Origin of the sequence: Mesorhizobium sp. WSM4884, from assembly GCF_029625675.1 — a bacterium.
Lineage (GTDB): Bacteria > Pseudomonadota > Alphaproteobacteria > Rhizobiales > Rhizobiaceae > Mesorhizobium.
Genome location: NZ_JARTVO010000001.1, coordinates 369,787 through 393,667 on the forward strand (window position 1 = coordinate 369,787; position 23,881 = coordinate 393,667).

Consider the following 23,881-nt stretch of genomic DNA (forward strand, 5'->3'; position numbering starts at 1 on the left):
ATACCATGACGCCGGACCTTCTCTCCAGCCTTTCGCTCTCGACGCCGGAGCTGATCCTCGCCATCGGCGCGCTGGCGCTTCTGATGGTGGGCGCCTATTCGCGCTCCAACAATACGATGACAGTGACCGGGCTTGCGGTCGCGGTGCTTGTGATCGCCGGCTTGTGGCTGGCGTCCTCGGGCGGCGAGGGGGCTGCCTATGGCAGCGCCTTCGTTCAGGATTCCTTCGGCCGCTTCATGAAAATGCTGGCGCTGATCGGCTCGGCGGTGACGCTCGTCATGTCGATGCGCTTCGCCAGGCAGGAGCATTTCGACAAGTTCGAATATCCGGTGCTGGTCGTGCTCTGCACGCTCGGCATGATGCTGATGATCTCGGCCAACGGCATGATCGGGCTCTATCTCGGCCTCGAGCTGCAGTCGCTGGCGATCTATGTGCTGGCGGCTATTAATCGCGACAATCTCCGCTCGACCGAAGCGGGCCTCAAATACTTCGTCCTCGGCGCGCTGTCGTCCGGCATGCTGCTCTACGGCATCAGCCTCGTCTACGGTTATACCGGCAACACCGGCTTCCACGAGATCGCGACAGCGCTGGGCAGCGGCGAGCGGCAGCTCGGCCTCGTCTTCGGCCTGGTCTTCGTGCTCGCCGGCCTGGCCTTCAAGATCTCCGCCGTGCCCTTCCACATGTGGACGCCGGATGTCTATGAAGGTGCGCCGACCCCGATCACCGCTTTCCTTGCCGCCGCGCCGAAGATGGCGGCGATGGCGCTGATCGTGCGCGTCACCATGGGCGCCTTCAAGCCGATCGCCGCCGACTGGCAGCAGATCGTCGTCTTCATCTCGATCGCCTCGATGGCACTCGGCGCCTTCGCGGCGATCGGCCAGACCAACATCAAGCGGCTGATGGCCTATTCCTCGATCGGCCATATGGGCTACGCGCTGGTCGGCCTTGCCGCCAACAGCCAGGCCGGCGTGCGCGGCGTCGTCATCTACATGCTGATCTATCTGGTGATGACGCTCGGCACCTTCGCCTTCATCCTCGCCATGCGGCGCAAGGAGGGCAATGTCGAGCAGATCGGCGATCTCGCCGGCCTTGCCTCGACCAACCCGATCATGGCCACCATTCTCACCATCCTGATGTTCTCGCTGGCCGGCATTCCGCCGCTCGCCGGATTCTGGGGGAAGTGGTACGTGTTCCTCGCCGCCATCAACGCGCATCTCTACGCGCTGGCGATCATCGGCGTGCTGGCCTCTGTGGTGGGCGCCTATTATTACCTGCGCATCATCAAGATCATGTGGTTCGACGAGCCTGTCGGCGGCTTCGTGCCAATGGCCAGCGAATTGCGCCTCGTGCTCGGCGTCAGCGGCGCCTTCGTGCTGTTCTACGTGCTGATCGGCGGGCCGATCGGCAGCTATGCCGAAGCCGCCGCAAAAACCTTCTTCTGACAGCATGGCGTTTCGGCTGGCTCCAACCGCGGCGTCGGAGGGGTTCCGGCTCGAGGCCCATGACAGTGTCGGCTCGACCAACGCGCTGGCGCTGGAGCATGCGCGCGCCGGCGATCCAGGCAAACTCTGGGTAGTTTCGAAGAAGCAGGAAAGCGGGCGCGGCCGGCGTGGCCGCGCCTGGGCGACGCCCGAAGGCAATCTGGCGGCGACGCTGCTCCTGGTTCCCGGCGGCGAGCTCAGGCTTGCCGCGACACTCGGCTTCGTCGCCGGGCTGGCTCTCGCCGACGCGCTCGACGCCATCGTTCCGCAAGGCAGGATCGCCGTCGGCCTCGACGGCGGCAGCGAAGGACGCAACCGCTTCGAGCTGAAATGGCCGAACGACGTGCTCGCCTCCGGCGCCAAGCTCGCCGGCATCCTGCTGGAATCGGCGATGCTCGATGGCGGCCGCTTTGCAGTCGCGGTCGGCATCGGCGTCAATGTCGTGGCTTACCCCGAGGATCTGCCTTATCCGGCGACGTCGCTGCAGGCACTGGGCGCAAATTGCGATGCCGAAACGCTGTTCCTGGCGCTTTCGGACGCCTGGAGCGCAAATTTCAGATTGTGGGACGACGGACGCGGGCTTAACGCCATCAGGAAGCGCTGGCTGACGCGCGCGGCCGGGCTCGGCGGCGAGGTTGCCGTCAGAATTGACGGCAATGTGGTGCGCGGCGTCTTCGAGACCATTGACGAGGACTGCCGTTTCGTGATCCGCGACGATGATGGTTCTGTTCTGACGATCGCGGCAGGCGACGTGCATTTCGGCGCGGTCGCCTCGGCGCGGGTATAATTTGTTTTGCACAATTCCGGACGGAAAATCGTGACACACTTTTCGTGGAATTGCGCTAACGGCTTGGCCTGAGCGGCCAGGAAGGAAAGATGCATGGCGGATAGAGACAACGCCGAACTCGTCTTCGCGCCGCTTGGCGGCGTCGGCGAGATCGGCATGAATTTCGCCCTCTATGGCTACGGGCCGGCCGACGCGCGCGAATGGATCGTCGTCGATGTCGGCGTCACCTTTCCCGATACGGCGCATCCGGGCGTCGACCTCATCCTGCCCGACACGCGCTTCATCGAGGAGAACCTCGACGGCTTGCGCGGCATCGTCATCACGCATGCGCATGAGGACCACTACGGCGCGCTGCTCGACATCTGGCCGAAGCTCAAGGTCCCGGTCTGGATGACGCCCTTCACCGCCGGCCTGCTCGAGGCCAAGCGGCAGGGCGAGCAGAATGCGCCAAAAATCCCAGCGACCGTCTACCGGGCGGGCGAGAAGTTCACGATAGGGCCGTTCGAGATCGAGGCCATTCCGGTGGCGCACTCGATCCCCGAGCCGATGTCGCTGGCGATCACCACACCGGCCGGCACGGTGATCCATACCGGCGACTGGAAGATCGACCCGGCGCCGACGATCGGCCCGAAGACCGACGAGGCGCGCTTCCGCGCCTATGGCGACAAGGGTGTGCTGGCGCTAATTTGCGATTCCACCAACGCGCTGAGGGAAGGGGAATCGCCGTCGGAAGTGGCGGTCGGCGAGGGCCTCAAGGGCGTCATAGAGAAGGCCAAGGGCCGCGTCGCGGTCACCACCTTTTCCTCCAATGTCGGGCGCATCATCTCGATCGCCAGGGCGGCGCGCGATACCGGCCGGCAATGCCTGGTGCTCGGCCGCTCGCTGAAGCGCGTCATCGATGTCGCGACCGAGCTCGGCTACATGGACGGCCTGCCGGAATTCATTGCCGAGGAGGATTACGGCTACATCCCGCGCGAGAACCTGGTGATCATCTGCACAGGCAGCCAGGGCGAGCCGCTGGCGGCGCTGGCGAAGCTTTCGCGCGACGAAATGAAGTCGGTGGCGCTGACGGCCGGCGACACTGTGGTGTTTTCCTCGCGGACCATTCCCGGCAACGAGAGAGGGATTCTCGAGATCAAGAACCGCCTGATCGACCTCGGCATGAAGATCATCGAAGACGGCGACGCGCTGGTGCACGTCTCCGGCCACCCGCGCCGCAGCGAATTGCGCAAGATGTATGAATGGGTGCGGCCGCAGATCGGTGTGCCGGTGCATGGCGAGGCGGCGCATCTGGTCGCGCAGGGCTCGTTGATGTCGATGTCGGGCATCGGCCAGGTGGCACAGGTGCGCGACGGCGATATGCTAAGGCTCTGGCCCGGTCCCGCCACGATTATCGACCAGGTGCCGTTCGGCCGCCTCTACAAGGATGGGCTCTTGATCGGCTCCGACCAGGCGATGGGCATACGCGACCGGCGCAAGCTGTCCTATGCCGGCCATGTCGCGGTCAATGTCGTGCTCGACGAGAAATACGAGCTCGCGGGCGATCCGGACCTTGTGGCGATCGGCGTCGCCGAGGCCGATGCCAGCGGCGAGACGCTGGAGGACCTGATGCTCGATGCGGCAATCGGCGCGGTGGACTCCATCCCCCGCCAGCGCCGAAAAGACCTCGATCTTGTGCAGGAAGCGGTACGCCGCGCCGTACGCGGCGCCGCCAACGAAGCCTGGGGCAAGAAGCCGCTGGTGACGGTGTTTGTGACCAGGTAGTGAATGGTGAATAGTGAATAGTAATCGGTATCCGCACCGCTCGCGATTGGCCCACCATTCACCATCTACTATTCACCATTCACCACCGCGGAGCCTTGCATGCTCGGACGCCTGAACCATGTCGCGCTTGCCGTGCCGGACCTGGCCGCGGCGGCAGCCGCGTATCGCGATAGGCTGGGCGCCAGGCTCAGCGAACCGCAGGCGTTGCCGGAGCATGGCGTGACGGTGGTGTTCGTCGATGTCGGCAACACAAAGATCGAGTTGCTCGAGCCGTTGGGCGATGCTTCGCCCATCGCCGCATTCCTGGAGAAGAATCCCTTGGGCGGCATGCATCACGTCTGCTACGAGGTCGACGACATCCTCGCCGCGCGCGATCATCTCAGGGCGAGCGGCGCGCGTGTGCTCGGCGACGGCAATCCCAAGACCGGCGCCCATGGCAAGCCGGTGCTGTTCCTGCATCCCAAGGACTTCTTCGGCACGCTGGTCGAACTGGAGCAGGCATGAACTGGATTTCGTTTGTCGCGTTGTTCTTCGTTACCTGGTGGCTGGTGCTGTTTGCCGTGCTGCCGTTCAGCCTGCGCACGCAGGACGAGGACCGTGATGTCACGCTCGGCACCGTTTCGAGCGCGCCGCGCGGGCCTCATATGCTGCGTGCTGCGATCCGAACGACGATCGTCACGGCGATCGTCCTCGGCATTTTCTACGGTCTGACGAGAGGACTGGGCCTGAGCCTCGACGATATCCCGTACATCGTGCCGGACTTTAGTCATACTGCCGGCCGCTAAAGTCCTATTCAGTTTCCGCAAGTATTGATCAACCGACACGCGCTTTGGTTGAAATCGGAAGCCGGCTTCCGATTTTGGCGGCTAATTGTGAGTAATGCTGTTTGGCAGGTCGCGCTGCTAAGCAGATGATTGCACAAAAAAAATGCAAGGCACGAGGCCTTGCAATTTAAACGCGTCCGATCTGTTTCCGGTGTCCGGCGGCAGCGAGTTACCGCGCCTAGATCGCATCCTCCCAAGACTTTGACCGCGTAGGAGAGCAGATTTTTCTCCGCCCTCTCGGTTATCGGCGCACACTAGACCAAGGCAGGTGAAAATGTCACGAAGAATTTTGCCTCCAAACGGGCAATATCGTGCTGCACTGCACAATAGTGCGGCAGGGCTTGCTTGTGAATCGATCAAATTGAAGGAAACGGCATTTTGCGGCCTAAAGCGCGTCGCGGCGGGACAGATTCAGGCGACGCGCTTTAGGTCTTTGTTTTGATGCATGTCGTTCTCCCAAAACCGCTGCGCACTTTTGGGCGACATGCATTAAGCAGCCTTTTTTGGTCAGGTGCAGAAGGCCCAACACTTTGGAGCGCTCGGGTTTCCATTCCGTCATGAAATGGCTATGAAGCCCGGGCAAGCAGCCTCGGTTGCACCGATTCCGGCGCCGCCATCCTCACTTACGGACCATTCCATGCGTTTGTCGCGCTACTTCCTGCCCATTCTCAAAGAAAATCCACGCGAGGCCGAGATCGTCTCGCATCGGCTGATGCTGCGCGCCGGCATGATCCGCCAGCAAGGGCAGGGCAGCTTCTCCTGGCTGCCGCTCGGCAAGCGCGTGCTTGACAAGGTCTGCCAGATCATCCGCGAGGAGCAGAACCGGGCGGGCGCGCTGGAAATCCTGATGCCGACCATCCAGTCGGCGGACCTCTGGCGCGAGAGCGGCCGTTACAACGACTACGGCAAGGAGATGCTGCGCATCAAGGATCGCCAGGACCGTGACATGCTCTACGGCCCGACCAACGAGGAAATGGTCACCGAGATATTCCGCGCCTACGTCAAGTCCTACAAGGATCTGCCGCTCAATCTCTACCACATCCAGTGGAAGTTCCGCGACGAGGTGCGTCCCCGTTTCGGCGTCATGCGCAGCAGAGAGTTCCTGATGAAGGACGCCTACTCGTTCGATCTCGATTTCGAAGGCGCGAGGGCCGCCTACAACCGCATGTTCGTGTCCTACCTCAGGACGTTCACGCGCATGGGACTGCAGGCCATTCCGATGCGCGCCGACACCGGCCCGATCGGCGGCGACCTCAGCCACGAATTCATCATCCTGGCCGAGACCGGCGAGAGCCAGGTGTTCTGCGACCGCGCCTACCTGTCGCTCGACGTGCCCGGCGCGGACACGAACTTTTCCAACGATGCCGAGATCGACGGCATCGTGAAGAAATGGACGACGCCTTACGCCGCCACCGACGAGATGCATGACGAAGCGGCCTGGGAGAAGGTGCCCGAAGGCGACAGGCTTTCCGCGCGCGGCATCGAGGTCGGCCATATCTTCCATTTCGGCGAGAAGTATTCGAAGCCTATGGGCGCCAAGGTGACCGGACCTGACGGCAAGGATCATTTCGCCTCCGGCGGCTCCTACGGCATCGGCCCGTCGCGACTGGTCGCGGCGATCATCGAGGCCAGCCATGACGAGAACGGCATCGTCTGGCCGGAAGCGGTGGCGCCGTTCGATATCGGCCTGATCAACATGAAAGCGGGCGATGCCGAGTGCGACCGCGTCTGCGACGAGCTTTACTCGGCGCTGAGTGCTGCCGGCAAGGACGTGCTCTATGACGATACCGATCAGCGGCCCGGCGGCAAATTCGCGACCGTGGATCTCATCGGCCTGCCCTGGCAGGTGATCGTCGGCCCGCGCGGTGTGGCCGCCGGCGAGGTCGAGATCAAGAACCGGCGGAGCGGCGAGCGCGAGACGCGCCCGATCGCGGAAGCCAAGAAACGCCTGGGTATTGCCTGATGAGCGAGGCGGCTGCAGCCCGATCGCCGGCAGGCGCCTTTTCAGGCTTCGAGCGCATGGTGGCGTGGCGCTACCTGCGCTCGCGCCGCAAGGAGACGGTGATCTCGGTCATCGCCTCGATCTCCTTCCTCGGCATCATGCTGGGCGTGGCGACGCTGATCGTCGTCATGGCGGTGATGAACGGTTTTAGGGCCGAACTGCTGACCCGCATCCTCGGCGTCAACGGCCATCTGATCGCGCAGCCGCTCGATTCGCCGCTGGAGGACTACGCCCAGGTGGCGACCCGTATCAACGGCGTTGCCGGCGTCAAATACGCCATACCGCTGATCGACGGGCAGGTGTTGGCGCAAGGCAATGTCGGCGGCGGCGCCGGCGCGCTGGTGCGCGGCATTCGCGCGGAAGACCTCGGCAAGATCTCGATCGTTTCCAGCAACATCAAGCAGGGCACGCTCAACGGTTTCGACACCGGCGATGGCGTGGCGATCGGCAAGCGCATGGCCGAGAATCTGGGGCTGGTGCTCGGCGACACCATCACGCTGATCTCGCCGGAAGGCGACGTCACGCCGCTCGGCACGACGCCGCGCATGAAGGGCTACAAGGTGGCGGCGATCTTCGAGGTCGGCATGTCGGAGTATGACAGCTCGATCGTCTATATGCCGTTCTCGGAGGCGCAGCTCTATTTCAACATGGACGGGCGGGCGCAGACGATCGAGATCTATGTCGACAATCCCGACAATGTCGATGCGCTGAAGCCGCAGGTGGAACAGGCGGCGCAACGGCCGATCGAGCTCGTCGACTGGCGCCAGCGCAACGAGACCTTCTTCTCGGCTCTGCAGGTCGAGCGCAACGTCATGTTCATGATCCTGACGCTGATCGTGCTGGTCGCGGCGCTCAACATCATCTCCGGCCTCGTCATGCTGGTGAAGGACAAGGGCCACGACATAGCCATCCTGCGCACGATGGGCGCCTCGCGCGGTGCGATCTTGCGCATCTTCCTGATGACGGGCGCGGCGATCGGCGTCACCGGCACCATCGCCGGCGTGCTGCTCGGCGTCGTCATCTGCCTCAACATCGAATCGATCCGCCAGTTCTTCTCCTGGATGACGGGCAGGATCCTGTTCAACCCCGAGCTCTATTTCCTCAGCCAGCTGCCGGCGAAAATGGACCCGCGCGAGACCACCTATGTCGTCATCATGGCGCTCGGCCTGTCCTTCATCGCGACGGTGTTTCCGGCCTGGCGGGCAGCCCGGCTCGATCCGGTCGAAGCCCTGAGGTACGAGTGATGGCCGAAGCCATTATCGAGCTCAAGGGCGTCGAGCGGCACTACGTCCAGGGGCCGCGCAAGCTCACCATTCTGAACGGCGCCGACTTCTCGCTCAGACGCGGCGAGATGGTGGCGCTGGTGGCGCCGTCGGGCAGCGGCAAGTCGACGCTCCTGCATACTGCGGGACTGCTCGAGCGGCCGGACGCGGGCGACGTGATCCTCAGCGGCCGCGCCTGCGGCCGGCTCTCCGACGAGGAACGCACCGCGATCCGCCGCAACGATATCGGCTTCGTCTATCAGTTCCACCATCTGCTGCCGGAATTCTCGGCGCTCGAAAACATCATGATGCCGCAGCTGATCAAGGGGCTTCCTCCCAAGGAAGCGTCAGAGCGGGCGGCACAACTTCTCGATTACATGCAGATCGGCAAGCGCGCGCAGCACCGTCCGGCCGAGCTTTCCGGCGGCGAACAGCAGCGCGTCGCAATAGCGCGCGCCGTCGCCAATGCGCCGCTGGTGCTTCTCGCCGACGAGCCGACCGGCAACCTCGATCCGACGACCGCCTCCTATGTCTTCGACGCGCTGGAGGCGCTGGTCCGGCAGTCGGGGCTGGCGGCGTTGATCGTCACGCACAATCACGAACTGGCCTCGCGCATGGACCGGCGGGTGACGTTGGCCGAGGGGAAGGTCGTGCCCCTTTAGGGTGTGTCTCCCGACGTCCTCATCCTAGGGCGGAGCGACGCGAAGCGGAGCGAAGACCCTAGGATCCATGCCGTTACCTCTTCCGAAGAATGCAACGCTGCAGAATGGGGCAGAGGTCGGCTCCTTGGGAGCCTCGTTCTGCATCGCAGTATAGCCTCTATATCACGGCATGGAATTCTAGGGTCTGCGCGCGTCGCTTCGCTCCTTGCTCCGCCCTAGAATGACGAAGCGGTGGGTGTGTTGGCCAATCGCAAAGGGCCGTGTTCTGCCCGCGTAGCAACCTCGTCAACTTTTCATTAACCTTGCCCAAACGGACCGCCCGGATCCGCATGGCGCGTCGCTCCCTGATCGTTGACATTCGAACAAAATTAGAACAAATTACGAACATACTAACAACAGGAGAGAGTTATGGCCGATCTGGTTCAGGATGTCGTCTCGCTGGTTTGCATGAGCACCTTCCTCATTTCCATGGCGATCTGGATTGGCGCCATGTGATCGGGCGGCTCGCCGCCGCTTGCCCGGGGGCGAGGGTCCACCCTCCGTTCGGGGCGGCAAGAGCCCGCCCTGGGACGGGCAAGAGCCCGCCCATTGTTAAGCCTTTCTTGGCCGCGCCGCCGCTAGGCTGGTTTCCGAAACTGGGAGCCAAAGGCAGTGTCGGTCATCGCCACGGTCACCCTCGTGGCCGGAAATCTCGGACTGATCTTTCTTTTGATGACGGCGCCGCTCGGGCAGCGCACGGTTCGCGTCAGCCGTCTTGTGGCGGCTGACGCGAACCGCCTCTGGCAGGCGCTTTGGCCGTTCGGCAGCGATGCCGGCTGGTCGGGTGAAATCCTTTCCGCCGAACCGCTGGACGGCGAGGGGACGGCGCTGATCAAACTGTCCTGGGAAGGGCGCGATGGCCGACCGATCGAACGCAAGGCGAGGTTCGACGATGTGGTGGAAGGCAGCCGCTTCTCGATGCGGGTCATCGAGGACACGGCGCTCGATTCCTCGTTCTGGGCCAATTATCGCGAAACCGCCGAGCTCGTCACCGAAGGGGATGCGACGCGGGTCACGCTTACACAAATCGATCGCTATCGCGGGATCGCTTTCCTGATCTTCCGCTTCTTCGCCATGCGCCGCGAGCTCGCCAAGCTGCAAGTCTGGGCGAGAACCGGGACCTATCGCAAGGGCGGCTGGTTCGAGCATCCGGTGAGCCAGATCGGCTTCGCTCTGCTTTCGGCCTTCATCCTATGGCCGTTCTTCGGCCTCAACCTCGGTGGGCTGGCGCTCGCCGCCATCCTGACCTCGGTGGTCGCCCTGCACGAGCTTGGCCATATGGCGGCGTTCCGCCTTACGGGGCATCGCCAGGCGCGGATGATCTTCATTCCGCTGCTCGGCGGCATCGCCATGGGCGGCAGGCCCTATGACAGCCGCTTCGAGGTCGCCTTCGTGGCGCTTATGGGCGCGGGCTTCTCCGCCTTCCTGGTGCCTCCCCTGATCGCCGCCAGCGGCCTTGCCGGCAGCGAAGGGCATCGCCTTGCGGCAATGCTGCTGGCGACGCTTGCCGGCTGCGCCTCGCTGTTCAACATCGCCAATCTGGTGCCGGTGTGGAAGTTCGACGGCGGCCAGGTGCTGCGCCAAATCTGTCCGGGACCGCTGGCGCTGGCGCTGGCGTCCTTCCTGCTCTTGTCCGCGCTGCTGGCGCTCGGCTGGCGCGCCGGTTTCTCGCCCAGCTTCCTGCTCATTGCCGGCGCGGTGTTTTCGATGCTGAGCCTGCTCACCGTCGGAAGCGGCGTGAAGCCGCGTCATGAGCTGAAGCCGATCCGGACCTTCGACCGCCTGGCCATGGCCGGCGCGCTGCTCGCGGTCTTTGCCATTCACGGCTATGGCGTGCTCTGGGCCTCCGCGCAGCTGATGTAGAGTGTGCTGATATTCAGGTGAGGCCGGCCTGCAAACGCTGGGTTCCTGCGCTTCCGGTGCTCACGTACTTTAAGTACGCTCCGCTCCGGCCCTCGCCGGCCGAAGCCCTTATGAATGTCTCCGCTCTATGAAGGCTACGGCCGGCGCAGGCCGGTTCTCGGAATCCACCGTTTTCGACTCGGCCTGACCTGAATCTCAGCACACCCTGGGCCGGAGTGAGGGTCAGCCCGCCTTGCGGCCCAATTCGGCGACCGGGACCGCTGCAGGGCCGAACACGCCCTCGAAGGCGGATTTCAACGCGAGGTCGACGTCGGTCATGGTGACGGGCAGGCCGAGGTCGACGAGGCTGGTGACACCGTGGTCCGAGACGCCGCAAGGCACGATGCCGCTGAAATGACCGAGCTCCGGCTCGACATTGATAGCGATGCCGTGAAAACTCACCCAGCGCCTGAGCCTAATGCCTATTGCCGCGATCTTGTCCTCGGCGGGCGAGCCGTCCGGCAGGGCGGGGCGATCCGGCCGCACCACCCAGACGCCGACCCGGTCCTCGCGCCGCTCGCCGCGCACGTTGAAGGCGGCGAGCGTGCCGATGATCCATTCTTCGAGCGCCGCGACGAAGGCGCGGACATCCTCGCGCCGGCGCTTCAAGTCCAGCATAACATAGGCCACACGCTGGCCGGGGCCGTGATAGGTGTATTCGCCGCCGCGGCCCGCGGCGAATACCGGGAAACGGTCGGGCTCGATCAGGTCCTCGATGCGCGCGCTGGTGCCGGCCGTATAGAGCGGCGGATGCTCGACCAGCCAGACCATCTCGCCGGCAGCGCCGCTGCGGATCGCCTCGGCGCGCGCTTCCATGAAGGCGAGCGCATCAGGATAGGGGGTCAAGCCGGGCTCGATCACCCATTCGACCGGCGCCGAACCGGGGAGAGGCAGGAACGACGTGGCGATCTGGCTGCGTTCTGTCATGGAACTTTCTCGACTTGCGCTTATATGGCGGCAATCGGCCGAAACGTCCAGTTCCGCCGCCTCACGGCGAGGCTGTGGAGCATTGTGCCAGAAGCTCACGAATATTCCGCTCAGCGCACTTGTTTCGCCGGAAACGATTTGCTACAGGCCCCGGGCCGGACGGTTCCGGCTCCTACCACGTGCGGTCGTGGCGGAATTGGTAGACGCGCAGCGTTGAGGTCGCTGTGGGGCAACCCGTGGAAGTTCGAGTCTTCTCGACCGCACCAACTTCTTCCGACAGGACCGTTTCTGATCCGCCGGCAGGACCTGCGCCAGCGATCAATATCGCGGGCTTCCGACTGGCTTCTGGAGGCTGAAATGGTAACGGCGGCGTGTCATGCAGACCACGCCGCCGCACTCGCAATCCTGCTCGATCGAGGCGTCACGCCGCCTTCTTCGTCCGCGCCAGCGTATCGGCCACGACCTCGCCGAACGAAGCAGGCGTCGGCACGATGACGACGCCGGCATCCTTCAGGATTTCGACCTTTTCCTGGGCCGACTCGCCGAAGGCCGAGATGATCGCGCCTGCGTGACCCATGCGGCGGCCTTTCGGCGCCGAAAGGCCGGCAATGTAGGCGATCAGCGGCTTGCGCATGTTGTCGCGCGCCCAGATCGCGGCTTCGGCTTCCTGCGGCCCGCCGATCTCGCCGATCATCACCACCGCGTCGGTCTCGTCGTCCTGCTCGAACAGCTTCAGGATGTCCTTGAAGGAGGAGCCGTTGATCGGATCGCCGCCGATGCCGACGCTGGTCGACACGCCGATGCCGAGCGCCTTCATCTGCGAGGCGGCCTCATAGCCCAGCGTGCCGGAGCGGCCGACGATGCCGACGCGGCCAGGGAGATAGATGCTGCCGGGCATGATGCCCATCAGCGCCTGTCCGGGCGTGATGACGCCGGCGCAGTTCGGTCCGACCAGCCGCATGCGATCCTCGAAGCGGTAGCGGCGCATGTAGCGCTTGACCTGCATCATGTCCTGCGAGGGGATGCCGTCGGTGATGCACACACAAAGCTTTATGCCCGCGTCCGCCGCTTCCATGATCGAATCGGCGGCGAAGGGCGGCGGCACGAAGACGATGCTGGCTTCGGCGCGGGTCTCGCGCACGGCGCCCTTGACGGTGTTGAAGACCGGCAGGCCGAGATGGGTCTGGCCGCCCTTGCCGGGTGTCACGCCGCCGACCAGCTTGGTGCCGTAGCGCTTCATGTCCTCGGCGTGGAAGCTGCCGATCTTGCCGGTAAAACCCTGGACGATGACGCGGGTACTGCGGTTGAGCAGGATTGCCATTTCTCGACCTCCCTCAGGCTGCTTTTTTGTTCTTGGCGGCGGCGCGCCAGGCGGCGACAGCCTTTTCGGCGGCTTCGGCCAGCGTGTCGGCGACGATCACCTTCTCGCCGGAATCGGCCAGGATGCGGCGGCCCTCCTCGACCTTGGTGCCGGAGAGCCGCACCACCAGCGGCACGTCGACACCGACCTCGCGGATCGCCTTGATGACGCCTTCTGCGACCCAGTCGCAGCGGTTGATGCCGGCGAAGATGTTGACCAGGATGGTCTCGACATTCTTGTCGCCGAGCACGGCGCGGAAGGATTTCGCCACACGCTCGGGCGAGGCGCCGCCGCCGATGTCGAGGAAGTTGGCCGGCTCGCCGCCGGCGATCTTGATCATGTCCATCGTCGCCATGGCGAGCCCGGCGCCGTTGATGATGCAGCCAATATTGCCGTCCAGGCCGACATAGGAGAGGCCGCGGTCGCTGGCGAAAGTCTCGCGCGGGTCTTCCTGGCTCTTGTCGCGCAGCTCGGAGATTTCCGGGCGGCGGAACAGCGCGTTCTCGTCGAACGACATTTTTGCGTCGAGCGCGACGAGGCTGCCATCGCGGGTCACCACCAGCGGATTGATCTCCAGCATCGAGGCGTCATAGTCGCGGAACACCTGGTAGCAGCCGAGGATGGTTTCGGTGGCCTTGCCGATCAGGTTGCTCTCAAGGCCGAGGCCGAAGGCGATCTCGCGCGCCTGGAACCCCTGCATGCCGACGCCGGGATCGACGGTGGCGCGGATGATGGAATCCGGCTTCTTTTCGGAAATGTCCTCGATCTCCATGCCGCCGGCTGCCGAAGCCACGATCATGACGCGCTCCTCCTTCCGGTCGAGCACGAAGCCGAGATAGAGCTCCTGCGCGATGTCGACGGCTTCCTCGAGGTAGAGGCGCGAGATCAGCTTGCCGCGCGGGCCGGTCTGCTGGGTCACCAGCTTGCGGCCGAGCATGGCTTCGGCCGCGTTGGAGATCTCCTCGTCGTTGGAGCACAGCTTGATGCCGCCGGCCTTGCCGCGCGCGCCGGAATGGACCTGCGCCTTCAGCACCCATCTCGAGCCGCCGATCTCGCGCGCCCGGTAGGTCGCCTGCTCGGGGCTGTAGGCAAGCCCGCCGCGCGGCACATGCACGCCGTGACGGGCGAGCAGTTCCTTGGCCTGGTATTCGTGAATGTCCATCTTGTCCTCCCGGTAATTCTTTAATGCGCCGCGCCATGCGGCCCTCTTGGTCAATCAAGTTTGGCCGGCGCGCTCGATGGCCTCGCTCACCACCAGCACGTTGCGCGCCATGCGCTCGGACGCGGCGTCGATCATCTTGCCGTCGAGCGCGGCAGCGCCCTTGCCGAGCGCCTCCGCTTCCTTCAGCACCTCGAGGATGCGGCGGGCGCGCGTGACCTCCTTTTCCGGCGGTGAGAACACATCGTTGGCCAAAGCGATCTGCGACGGGTGGATCGCCCATTTGCCTTCGATGCCGAGCGCGGCGGCGCGTCTGGCGGCCGCCTGGTAGCCTTCGGGATCAGAGAAGTCGCCGAACGGTCCGTCGATGGCGCGCAGGCCATAGGCGCGGCAGGCGACCGTCATCCGCGACAGGGCGAAATGCCACTGGTCGCCGGGATAGTCGGGGTTGAGGCCGCCGATGTTGACGGTGCGTGCCTTGTTGCTGGCGGCATAGTCGGCGACGCCGAAATGCATCGCTTCCAGCCGGCCGGACGTGGCGGCGATCGCCTCGACATTGGCCATGCCGAGCGCCGTCTCGATCAGCGCTTCGAGGCCGACGCGGGTCTTGTAGCCTTTGGCCATCTCGATCTGGTTGACCATGGCCTCGACCATATAGAGGTCGGCCGGCACGCCGACCTTCGGCACCAGGATAGTGTCCAGCCGGTCGCCGGCCTGCTCCATCACGTCGACCACGTCGCGATACATGTAATGCGTGTCGAGGCCGTTGATGCGCACCGAGACGGTCTTGCCCTTGGCGCGCCAGTCGATGTCGTTCAGCGCCTGGATGATGTTCTTGCGGGCGCGTTCCTTGTCGGATGGCGCGACGGCGTCCTCTATGTCGAGGAAGACGAAGTCGGCGGCGCTGTTCGCCGCCTTGTCGATCATTTCCGGGCTGGAGCCTGGAACCGCCAGCTCGCTGCGCTGGAGCCTGAGCTTCTTGAGGTGGTTGATGGTGTGGCTCATCGTCCGCTCCTCACGCCGCCTCGGCGACCGGCATTGCGACGGTGCGCCGGAAGTGGTCGATCGCGGCTGCCACGCCCGAGCCCGGCGCCAGGCGCACGCCGCAATCGAGCAGCGCCATTTCGGCCGCCGACAGCGAGGCGCAAACCATCACCTCGTTCAGCCAGCCCAGATGGCCGATGCGGAAGACCTTGCCGAACACCTTGCTGAGGCCGCCGCCGAGCGACGTCTGGTAGGTGCGGTAGGCGCGCTTGACCACGTCGCCGCTGTCGATGCCTTCCGGCACCAGGATCGCGCTCACCGTGTCGGAGTGCCATTGCGGCGCCTTGGCGCACAGCTTCAGCCCCCAGGCGTCGACCGCCTTGCGCGCGCCTTCGGCCAGGCGATGGTGGCGGGCGAAGATGTTCTCCAGTCCCTCCTCGGCGATCAGGTCGAGCGAGGCGCGCAGGCCGCGCAGCAGCTGCGTGGCGGGCGTGTACGGGAAATAGCCGGCGTCGTTGGCGCGGATCATGTCCTCGAAGGAGAAGTAGCAGCGCCGGTGGGTTGCGACCCGCGACGCGGCAAGTGCCTTCTTGCTGACCGACAGGAAGCCGAGGCCGGCGGGCAGCATGAAGCCTTTCTGCGAGCCGCTGACGGCGCAGTCGACGCGCCATTCCTCCTGGCGGAAGTCAATCGAGCCGATCGACGACACGCCGTCGACGAAGAGCAGCGCTGGGTGGTTCGCCGCGTCGAGCGCGGCGCGGCAGCCTGCGACGTCGCTGGTGACGCCGGTCGCGGTCTCGTTCTGCGTGCAGAAGACCGCCTTGATGCGGTGCGCCTTGTCCGCCCGCAGCCTTTCCGCATAGAGGTCGAGCGGGACGCCCGTTCCCCACTCGCAGTCGATGACGTCGACGTCGAAGCCGAGGCGCTCGGCCATGTCGACCCACAGATGCGAGAACTGGCCGAAGCGCGACATCAGCACTCGGTCGCCGGGGCTGAGCACATTGGTCATCGCCGCCTCCCAGGCGCCGGTGCCTGACGAGGGGTAGATGAAGACGCGACCGGTCTCGTTCTTGAACACCCGCTTGATGTCCTCGAACAGCGGCAGCGTGAGATTGGGGAAGGAGGCGGCGCGCATGTCCTCCATCGGCAGGTTCATGGCCTGCCGGACCTCTTCAGGAATATTGGTGGGTCCTGGGATGAAAAGATGGGTGAACCCAGCCATGCGCGAACTCCTCCGATCGTTGGGATTGTTCGGGGAGTTTCGTTCGGGCGGCGTGTCGCAACAACACCTTACCGGGTAAGTTGTCGCCGCGCGAGGGTAGGGTGGACCTACCCGGCCCGCCTACCCGAAAGGCGACTTGGAGGTGCGGCGCTTCTCGTTCGCATAGAGCGCGACCGCCATGGCGCGGTTGCGCACATCGAGCTTGTCGTAGAGATTCTTGAGGTGGTACTTCACCGTGTTTTCCGAGATCCCCGTCCGGGTCGCGATCTGGAGATTGGTCCAGCCATCGGAAAGTACCGCGAGCAACTCGCGCTCACGCACGGTGAGCTGCGACAGCGGCGTGTCATTGACCTTGTTGATGTCGATGTAGGGGATGCAGATGCGCCCACGCGCGACCGCCAGGATGGTCTCGAAGATGATCGGCGGATCGTCGAACTGGAAGCAATAGCCCTGGGCTCCGAGCCGCACGCACTGCTTCAGGATGCCGATGTCATGATCGTTGGAAAAGACCGCGATGCGCAGGTCGAGCTTGCGGTTCTGGACTTCCGCCAGGATGTCGGCGCCGTCCATGTCGGCGAGCCTCCAGCCGATGACGGCGACATCGAAGCTGGTGTCCGCCGCCAGTTCGAGGAATTGCATGCCGCTCTGCACGGAACTCACCAGCTCGAAACGCCCGTCGCATTCGAGCATCTCGCGGAGCGCCGACACAACGAGCGGATTGCGCTCGGCAACGACGACGCGCACGCGCCTTGAGCCAACTGTTTCGTTCGTTTTCCGGGACTTGAGGTTCAAGGCCTGCCGCTTGTCCTTTCGATCTTGCGCAGTCGCCGGCCGCTCAGGACCTGCATCATGACAATTCTGCCCCAACCGCAAAGGGGCGCTCTTTCCGCAGCGACATGCGTTGTCGCGCCGGCTGAAGCCGAAAATTGCCTGTCCAACGGGTCGCATCGACACCGTCGCGGCGCATATTTCGTTGAATATTCCGCGCGCTAGGGCAACGATTTCGCAGGACGAATCGCTTCATGGCCCTATCTGCCGCATTGGCATCGGATTTTCCCGAAAAGCGGTTTCCACTTTCGGGACTCATGCTCTAGACCAGATTCGCACCCTTTCCGGGTTCCCTGTTGGCGGAGGCGCTGGTGGAAGGCCAGGACAGAGAGACGACCGGCGCCAGGGCCGCCGACGAACACCACGCCGACATCTATGGCGAGGACGGCGCTGTCCGCTCCTCCTTTCTTGCCCAGATCGGCGCGGCGATCGCGGACCGCGACACGCTGGCCCTCAAGCGTGAGGTCGACGACCTGCACCAGTCGGAACTGGGCGACCTGCTGGAGGCGCTGCATCCCGAACAGCGCCGTGCCCTGGTCGAGCTGCTCGGCTCCGATTTCGACTTCTCCGCGCTGACCGAGGTCGACGAGGCGATCCGCCTCGACATCGTCGACAATTTGCCGAACGAGCAGATCGCGCAGGCGGTGCAGGAGCTCGATTCGGACGACGCCGTCTACATCCTGGAGGATCTCGACCAGGAGGACCAGGAAGAGATCCTCTCGCAGCTGCCCTTCACTGAACGCATCAGGCTGAGACGCTCGCTCGACTATCCGGAAGAGACAGCCGGCCGGCGCATGCAGACGGAGTTCGTTGCCGTGCCGCCGTTCTGGACGATCGGCCAGACCATCGACTACATGCGTGAGGACAAGAACCTTCCGGACCGCTTCAGCCAGATCTTCGTCATCGACCCGAGCTTCAAGCTGCTCGGCGCCATCGACCTCGACCAGATCCTGCGCACCAAGCGGGCTGTAAAGGTCGAGGAGGTGATGCACGAGACCCGGCATGCCATCCCGGCCACCATGGACCAGGAGGAGGCGGCGCGGGAATTCGAACAGTACGACCTGCTCTCGGCCGCCGTGGTCGACGAGAACGAACGGCTGGTCGGCGTGCTCACCATCGACGACGTTGTCGACGTCATCCAGCAAGAGGCCGAGGAAGACCTGATGCGCATGGGCGGCGTCGGCGACGAAGAGCTGTCCGACACCGTGCTCGCGACGTCGCGCTCGCGTGTGCCGTGGCTGCTCGTCAACCTTCTGACCGCATTCCTCGCCGCGTCGGTGATCGGCCTGTTCGACCGCACGATCGAGCATATCGTGGCGCTGGCGGTGCTGATGCCGATCGTCGCCGGCATGGGCGGCAATGCCGGCTCGCAGACCATGACCGTCACCGTGCGGGCGCTGGCGACGCGGGACCTCGACATCTATAACGCCACCCGCATCATCCGGCGCGAGGTGGGTGTAGGTTTCATCAACGGCATCGTATTTGCCGTGCTGATCGGCATGGTCGCCGGGATCTGGTTCCACGACCCCAATCTCGGCGGCATCATCGCCGCGGCGATGATCATCAACATGTTCGCCGCAGCGCTGGCGGGCATACTGATCCCGCTGCTGCTCGACCGCTTCAAGATCGATCCGGCGGTGGCCTCGGCCGTCTTCGTAACCACCGTCACCGACTGTGTCGGCTTCTTTGCTTTCCTTGGGCTGGCCACCTGGTGGTTCAGCATTCGCTAAAGCAATCGTGCGCCGTCAATTGACTTTTACGTAAATGCCGTGCGACGTTGCCTCGGGGTCAAGTGCCGATTCCAGCACATGACGGGGTTTGATCGGAGGGAAGGGCGACGCTTCTGCGTGGCGATGCCTGGACGTTTGGGCGTGGGAGCGAGAATGCGGGAATATTACACGATTACCGAGCTGACGCGCGAATTCGACGTGTCGACGCGGACGCTGCGGTTTTACGAGGACGAAGGGCTGGTGCAGCCGATCAGGCGCGGCCGCACCCGGCTGTTTCGCCCCTCCGACCGGCATCTCATCCGCCAGATCATGCGCGGCAAGCGGCTCGGCTTCTCGATCGCCGAGATCCGCGAAATCATCCAGATGTACAAGGAGCCGCCGGGCGAGGTCGGCCAGCTCAAGCTGATGATCAGGCGCATCGAGGAAAAGCGCGAGGACCTGCGGCAGAAGCGGCGCGATCTCGAGGAAACGCTCGCCGAGCTCGACCAGGCTGAGGAGTCCTGCGTGGAGCGGCTGGCGGAACTTGGTGTGAATACCTGAGGCTTGGAGCCGGCGATTGCAGGGCTACTGTCGCAAGCATCCGAGATTAGCCGAAGCTTTTGAACTTCGTCATCCCAGGGCGGAGCAGCCGCGAAGCGGCGTCGCGGAGACCCTGGGATCCATGCCGTTGCCTTGATCGTGGAGCACCGCGGAGCAGAATTCTGCACCGTTGCAACGCCTTAGCGTCACGGCATGGATCCTAGGGTCTGCACTGCGTCGCTTCGCTCCTTGCTTCGCCCTAGGATGACGATGCCATGGCCGCTTCTGCCAATCGCCAAGGTGTGCGATCTGCTGACACTGGCAACTTTCATTGTGGCCTCGGCTCAAATCCAGCGCCGAACGCGCTTGGCGTAATCGCGGTACTTTTTGCCGAACTTCGCTGCCAGCATCTTTTCCTCCTTTTCGATCGCCAGCTTCTGTGTCGCGAAGGCGGCGAGGAAGGCGAAGATCAGGAACCACGCGATGCCGGTGATGAAGGACACGCCGATCAACAGCAGCGTGTTGGCGAGATACATCGGGTTGCGGGTGATGCCGAAGGGTCCGAACGTCACCAGATGGTCAGGCTCAGCATTGGGATTGAGCGTCGTTTTCGCGCGCACCATGGTACGGATGGCCGTAACCCAAAGTGCTGCGACGCCGAATAGTGCCACCCAACCGGCGCCGACCAGGATGTCGCCGAAGATGTCGCCGATCCAGGGCAGCGGATAGAGCATGCCGAGCACGACGCTGAGCGCGATCGCCACGACATAGATCACGGGCGGCCAGGGGATGATCCCATGCTTCGGCTGGGTGCCGGTCATTGTTGTCCTCCCTCCATCTTGCTTTCCGTCGCCGCCGTACAGGTGCTGGCCACGTCCGCGACATGTTCATTGAACGCCTCTTGTGTCGAGTACTGAGTCTTATCGGCCTTCAGAGCGTCAAAGGCACATGCGCAATAATTCGAGCAGAACTTGTCATCGTGCGTCTGTTCGCACATAACTTGACACTGCCTAAGTTGAGCCTCGCCCGGCCAGAATTGAGAGTACAGTGAAACACCGCCGTATAATAGCGGCTGGTGGATCAGGTAGAAGGCGAGACTGTGCCGACCGAGGAAGGTCAGCGGCTTCGACCAGTTGCCGGGTGTCCAGGTTCCCAGCCGCGCCAACAGGCCGGCCGAGGAGGCAAACTTCGTCACCGCGATGCCTGCAAGCACCGCACCGAACCAGGGGAACAGCGGCACATAGTCGTCCGAGCGAGGGTTGGTAGCGGAGAGACCAACCCACCATAACGCCGGATGATCGAAGAATCCCGAGCGCAAATAGTAAGGCGCCGCGATAATGGCCGCGGCGACGATTGCCGTCAGGACCGCCGGTAGTCGCAGGAACGCAAGGCCGAGCAAGCTGGCCAGCGCAATCTCGTGCAGGATGCCAAAGAAGATCAGGTTGTTGCGATCAGTGAAGAAGGTGACTGCGGTAACTGCTAATGCCGCGAGCGCGACAATGGCAAAGCGCTTCCAGAAGCTTGGCCAACGAATTTGCCGGCCATGAGCAAGGAATAGGCTGACTCCGACCAGGAAGAGGAAGGTCGAAGCGATGCAGCGGGCATAGATCTTCCAGCCGCCAACTGCGGTCGTGCCGGGTTCGATATATTGAAAATGGTCCAGATCCCAGGTGAAGTGATAGCTCGCCATGGCGATCAGCGCGATGCCACGCAGGACGTCGATGGCGGCGATGCGGCTGTGTTTCGGCGCGTCCTGGACGGCTTCGCTCGTCGTTTGAAGGCTCATCATCTCGCAATCCGATTCAGTCGTGCCAAACGACTATCACGGTTCGCGCGAACAACAGAGGGGCCGCTGCCATTCGGGGAATGGCGCGCCGCTTTAGGCCAGCGGCGGAAAGCCTTTGGCCGGCTTCGCTTTTCGGCCTCTCGGAGTCGGTTTCCTGCTACCTGCCTGCCGGTAGTCCGGCCAGATTTGGCGAGCGATTCACTTTCGGAGGGCCGATGTCCACCCATGTGCGCCATCCGATCTGGCTTCCGGCTCTCAGGCCAACCGATGCGCGCACCTTCGCCTCGCTCTACGCGGTCGAATCCTTTGCCCGCGCCACGATCTCCAGCGTCATCCCGATCCAGGCCTATGAGATCCTGCGCAACGAGCAGATCGTCTCGATCCTCTACACCGTCGTCTCGCTGCTCGGGCTTTCGGTGACGCTGTTCATGCCGATGCTGATCCGCCGCTTCGCGCGACGCTGGGTCTATACGGCCGGCTGCCTGATGCTAGCGATCGGCTCGGTGTTCTTCGTCACGCACACGCTGCCGGGGCAACTCGCCGGCATGCTCTGCCGTGTCATGGGGGCGAGCGCGCTGTCGATCACGCTCAACCTCTACATCATGGATCACATCCGCAAGACCGACTTCATGCAGGCGGAATCGCTGCGCATGGCCTGGTCGATGTTTGCCTGGACGGGCGGACCGACGCTCGGCATCTTCCTCTACACGCGCTTCGGCATCTATGCCGCGCATGGCGCGGTCGTGGCTTTCGCGCTTGCGCTGCTCGCGCTGTTCTGGGCTTACCGGCTGGGCGACAACCCCTCGATCCGTCCCGGCAAGAGCGGGCCAGCCAATCCGCTCGCCAATATAGGCCGTTTCGTCACGCAGCCGCGGCTGCGCCTCGCCTGGCTGATCGCCTTCGGCCGCTCCTGCTTCTGGACGACCTTCTTCGTCTACGGTCCGCTGTTCATGGTGATCACCGGCGAGGGCAAGCTTGCCGGCGGACTGCTGGTGTCAGCGGGCAACGCGCTGCTGTTCATGGCGATCTTCTGGGGCAAGGCGGGAAAGCGTTTTGGCGGCCGCCGCACGATGACCTTCGCCTATTTCGCCATGGCGGCGATGCTTTTCGCGGCCGGCGGCGTCGGCGAAGCCGCGCCGCTGCTCACCGCCGCCTTCCTGCTTTGCGGCGCCTTGTTCACCATCGCGCTCGACGCGCTGGGTTCGACCGCCTTCATGCGCTCGGTGCGCTCTTACGAAAGGGCTCAGATGGCGGCGGTCTACCGCACCTATCTCGATTTTTCCGAGCTGACGCCGCCGCTGGTCTATTCCGTGGTGCTTTCCTTCTTCGGCCTCGGCTCGGTGTTCGTCACGCTTGGCCTATTGGCGACTTTCTGCGGCTTCTTCACCTGGCGCTATCTGCCGAAGTCGTTTTGACTGGGGACTGAAATGCCGCGTGGCGCCCGCGCACCCACTCGTGGAAGCGGCGCAAATCATATTCTTCGGGCATCAGCACGCCGGCTTCGTGACGGATCGAGCGCAGGCCCTTCTGGTTGACCTCGCAGATTGCGGCGTCCTCCTCCAGCACCTGGGTGCCGAAGGCGACGATATTGTCGATATCGGTTTGCGCGAGCGCTTCCGGCGCGAAAAGCCATTCGGCGGTGAGCTCGGTCTGCTCGGGTCCGAGCGGGGCGAGCCGCACCGTGCGGACATAATCGACATGGCCGACGATGAACATCGAGGGCAGCGACGTGGCGTAGGTCTGGCCGGCGGTGCGCTCGGCCGGCGTCAGGCCGGCAAAGATTGGCCCATGGACGCGTCCGTCGCGCGACCAGGTCTCGGCGCCGGCGCGCAGACCGCCGGAAAACTCCGGCGCGTCATTGTCGGCGTGGCGCGTCCATTCCGGATCGTCGTGCCTCGCCATCAGGCCGCGGCCGTAGATCGGCACCAGCCGCGACAGATCCTTGTGCACGCCCGGGCAGTGCAGGCACTCGTTGAAGTTCTCCCAGAAAATCTTCCAGTTGCAGTTCATCACCTTGCTGAGCCGGTGGCCGGTGACGAGCGTCTCCAGCGGCCAGTTCGCAAGATCGCCGGAAGCGGGATCGAAGGAGGCTTCCGCCGAGTCATCGGCATCCTCGGCAAGGTTGACGAAGACGAAACCTCGCCAGACCGACAGCGCCACCCGGTAGAGCGGGTAATCGGCCTTGTCGAAGCCTTCGGGCAGCGATTTCGACGGCACCCGCACCAGGTCGCCGCGCAGCGAGTAGGACCAGGCATGGTAGGGGCAGGTGAGCAGCCTTGCCTTCAGCCGCCCAGCGCTTTCCTGGCAAAGCTGCGAGCCGCGATGCCGGCAGGTGTTGTGGAAGGCTCGCAGGCTTCCGGTTTCGTCGCGCAGCACGACGACTTCCTGCGAGCCGATGCGGGACGTTCGAAAGGCGAGAGGTTCCACGAGATCGGCCTCGCGGCAAACCATCAGCCAGCTTCGGTACCAGATCGTGTCCAGATCGCGCTGGTAAGCCTCGGGTTCCCGATACGCCGTGGCGGGCAATGTCGGCTCGAGGCTGGTAAGACCATTGTAGCGATCGCGTCCGCTCGGATTCGGCTGCATCGGCTTCTCCTTCGCTGCCGACAGCCGACACCCGGCCAAGGCCGTTGTCAATTGCGG

At 64.0% G+C, this 23,881-nt stretch carries 21 protein-coding genes and 1 tRNA gene; 13 read left to right on the plus strand and 9 right to left on the minus strand.

Going from position 1 to position 23,881, the window contains the following annotated elements:
- Positions 1 to 5: 5 nt before the first annotated feature.
- From nuoN to P9236_RS01700, 9 genes are all read left to right on the plus strand, one after another.
- Entirely contained in the window at positions 6 to 1,442 is a 1,437-nt protein-coding gene (gene nuoN / locus P9236_RS01660) for an NADH-quinone oxidoreductase subunit NuoN (RefSeq protein WP_278072862.1), read from the plus strand.
- A gap of 4 nt (positions 1,443 to 1,446) precedes the next feature.
- A complete protein-coding gene (locus tag P9236_RS01665; protein WP_278072863.1) occupies positions 1,447 to 2,268 on the plus strand; it encodes a biotin--[acetyl-CoA-carboxylase] ligase in 822 nt (273 codons plus the stop codon).
- Positions 2,269 to 2,361: 93 nt separating this feature from the next.
- Positions 2,362 to 4,032 carry a ribonuclease J gene (locus P9236_RS01670; RefSeq protein ID WP_278072864.1) on the plus strand — a complete coding sequence of 557 codons (1,671 nt, stop codon included), beginning with the start codon at positions 2,362 to 2,364 and terminating at the stop codon, positions 4,030 to 4,032.
- Between the two features lie 99 nt (positions 4,033 to 4,131).
- The gene (gene mce / locus P9236_RS01675; protein ID WP_278072865.1) at positions 4,132 to 4,536 is read left to right on the plus strand and encodes a methylmalonyl-CoA epimerase; all 405 of its coding nucleotides are present in this window, start codon (positions 4,132 to 4,134) and stop codon (positions 4,534 to 4,536) included.
- The gene (locus P9236_RS01680) at positions 4,533 to 4,817 is read left to right on the plus strand and encodes a DUF1467 family protein (RefSeq protein ID WP_278072866.1); all 285 of its coding nucleotides are present in this window, start codon (positions 4,533 to 4,535) and stop codon (positions 4,815 to 4,817) included. The genes mce and P9236_RS01680 overlap by 4 nt, the downstream gene beginning before the upstream one ends.
- A gap of 676 nt (positions 4,818 to 5,493) precedes the next feature.
- A complete protein-coding gene (gene proS, locus P9236_RS01685) occupies positions 5,494 to 6,819 on the plus strand; it encodes a proline--tRNA ligase (RefSeq protein WP_278072867.1) in 1,326 nt (441 codons plus the stop codon).
- Complete coding sequence (locus P9236_RS01690) at positions 6,819 to 8,102, plus strand: lipoprotein-releasing ABC transporter permease subunit (protein WP_278072868.1); 1,284 nt, start codon at positions 6,819 to 6,821, stop codon at positions 8,100 to 8,102. Before proS ends, P9236_RS01690 begins: the two co-directional genes overlap by 1 nt.
- Positions 8,099 to 8,782, plus strand: coding sequence for an ABC transporter ATP-binding protein (locus P9236_RS01695; protein ID WP_278072869.1), 684 nt, complete (start codon positions 8,099 to 8,101; stop codon positions 8,780 to 8,782). The genes P9236_RS01690 and P9236_RS01695 overlap by 4 nt, the downstream gene beginning before the upstream one ends.
- A gap of 651 nt (positions 8,783 to 9,433) precedes the next feature.
- Entirely contained in the window at positions 9,434 to 10,684 is a 1,251-nt protein-coding gene (locus tag P9236_RS01700; protein WP_278072870.1) for a site-2 protease family protein, read from the plus strand.
- Positions 10,685 to 10,906: 222 nt separating this feature from the next.
- Here the strand turns inward: P9236_RS01700 and lipB are convergent, their stop codons facing one another.
- Positions 10,907 to 11,650: a lipoyl(octanoyl) transferase LipB gene (lipB, locus tag P9236_RS01705; RefSeq protein ID WP_278072871.1), complete on the minus strand. Its 744-nt coding sequence runs from the start codon at positions 11,648 to 11,650 to the stop codon at positions 10,907 to 10,909.
- Positions 11,651 to 11,831: 181 nt separating this feature from the next.
- Here lipB and P9236_RS01710 point away from each other — a divergent pair.
- Positions 11,832 to 11,916 (plus strand) — tRNA-Leu (locus tag P9236_RS01710).
- Positions 11,917 to 12,071: 155 nt separating this feature from the next.
- On the opposite strand, the gene sucD is transcribed toward P9236_RS01710, so the two are convergent.
- The 5 genes from sucD to P9236_RS01735 form a co-directional block, all read right to left on the minus strand.
- Positions 12,072 to 12,971: a succinate--CoA ligase subunit alpha gene (gene sucD / locus P9236_RS01715; protein ID WP_278072872.1), complete on the minus strand. Its 900-nt coding sequence runs from the start codon at positions 12,969 to 12,971 to the stop codon at positions 12,072 to 12,074.
- A 13-nt stretch (positions 12,972 to 12,984) separates the two neighbouring features.
- The gene (locus P9236_RS01720; RefSeq protein ID WP_278072873.1) at positions 12,985 to 14,172 is read right to left on the minus strand and encodes a malate--CoA ligase subunit beta; all 1,188 of its coding nucleotides are present in this window, start codon (positions 14,170 to 14,172) and stop codon (positions 12,985 to 12,987) included.
- 54 nt (positions 14,173 to 14,226) lie between these two features.
- Positions 14,227 to 15,174, minus strand: coding sequence for a CoA ester lyase (locus P9236_RS01725; RefSeq protein WP_278072874.1), 948 nt, complete (start codon positions 15,172 to 15,174; stop codon positions 14,227 to 14,229).
- 10 nt (positions 15,175 to 15,184) lie between these two features.
- A complete protein-coding gene (locus tag P9236_RS01730; protein WP_278072875.1) occupies positions 15,185 to 16,375 on the minus strand; it encodes an aminotransferase class V-fold PLP-dependent enzyme in 1,191 nt (396 codons plus the stop codon).
- A gap of 120 nt (positions 16,376 to 16,495) precedes the next feature.
- Positions 16,496 to 17,119, minus strand: coding sequence for a response regulator transcription factor (locus P9236_RS01735; RefSeq protein ID WP_278072876.1), 624 nt, complete (start codon positions 17,117 to 17,119; stop codon positions 16,496 to 16,498).
- A 395-nt stretch (positions 17,120 to 17,514) separates the two neighbouring features.
- Between P9236_RS01735 and mgtE the strand changes: the two genes are divergently transcribed.
- Positions 17,515 to 18,933 (plus strand): magnesium transporter, encoded by a 1,419-nt coding sequence (gene mgtE / locus P9236_RS01740; protein ID WP_278072877.1) that lies wholly within the window; start codon positions 17,515 to 17,517, stop codon positions 18,931 to 18,933.
- Between the two features lie 153 nt (positions 18,934 to 19,086).
- Positions 19,087 to 19,473 (plus strand): MerR family DNA-binding transcriptional regulator, encoded by a 387-nt coding sequence (locus tag P9236_RS01745; protein WP_126088626.1) that lies wholly within the window; start codon positions 19,087 to 19,089, stop codon positions 19,471 to 19,473.
- A 323-nt stretch (positions 19,474 to 19,796) separates the two neighbouring features.
- On the opposite strand, the gene P9236_RS01750 is transcribed toward P9236_RS01745, so the two are convergent.
- Together P9236_RS01750 and P9236_RS01755 are read right to left on the minus strand one after the other, a co-directional pair.
- Positions 19,797 to 20,273 carry an isoprenylcysteine carboxylmethyltransferase family protein gene (locus tag P9236_RS01750; RefSeq protein ID WP_278072878.1) on the minus strand — a complete coding sequence of 159 codons (477 nt, stop codon included), beginning with the start codon at positions 20,271 to 20,273 and terminating at the stop codon, positions 19,797 to 19,799.
- Positions 20,270 to 21,238: a DUF1624 domain-containing protein gene (locus P9236_RS01755; protein WP_278073055.1), complete on the minus strand. Its 969-nt coding sequence runs from the start codon at positions 21,236 to 21,238 to the stop codon at positions 20,270 to 20,272. Before P9236_RS01755 ends, P9236_RS01750 begins: the two co-directional genes overlap by 4 nt.
- A gap of 215 nt (positions 21,239 to 21,453) precedes the next feature.
- On the opposite strand from P9236_RS01755, the gene P9236_RS01760 reads away from it, so the two are divergent.
- Positions 21,454 to 22,653, plus strand: coding sequence for an MFS transporter (locus P9236_RS01760; RefSeq protein WP_278072879.1), 1,200 nt, complete (start codon positions 21,454 to 21,456; stop codon positions 22,651 to 22,653).
- On the opposite strand, the gene P9236_RS01765 is transcribed toward P9236_RS01760, so the two are convergent.
- The gene (locus P9236_RS01765) at positions 22,622 to 23,824 is read right to left on the minus strand and encodes an aromatic ring-hydroxylating dioxygenase subunit alpha (protein WP_278072880.1); all 1,203 of its coding nucleotides are present in this window, start codon (positions 23,822 to 23,824) and stop codon (positions 22,622 to 22,624) included. The genes P9236_RS01760 and P9236_RS01765 overlap by 32 nt on opposite strands.
- Positions 23,825 to 23,881 lie beyond the last annotated feature (57 nt).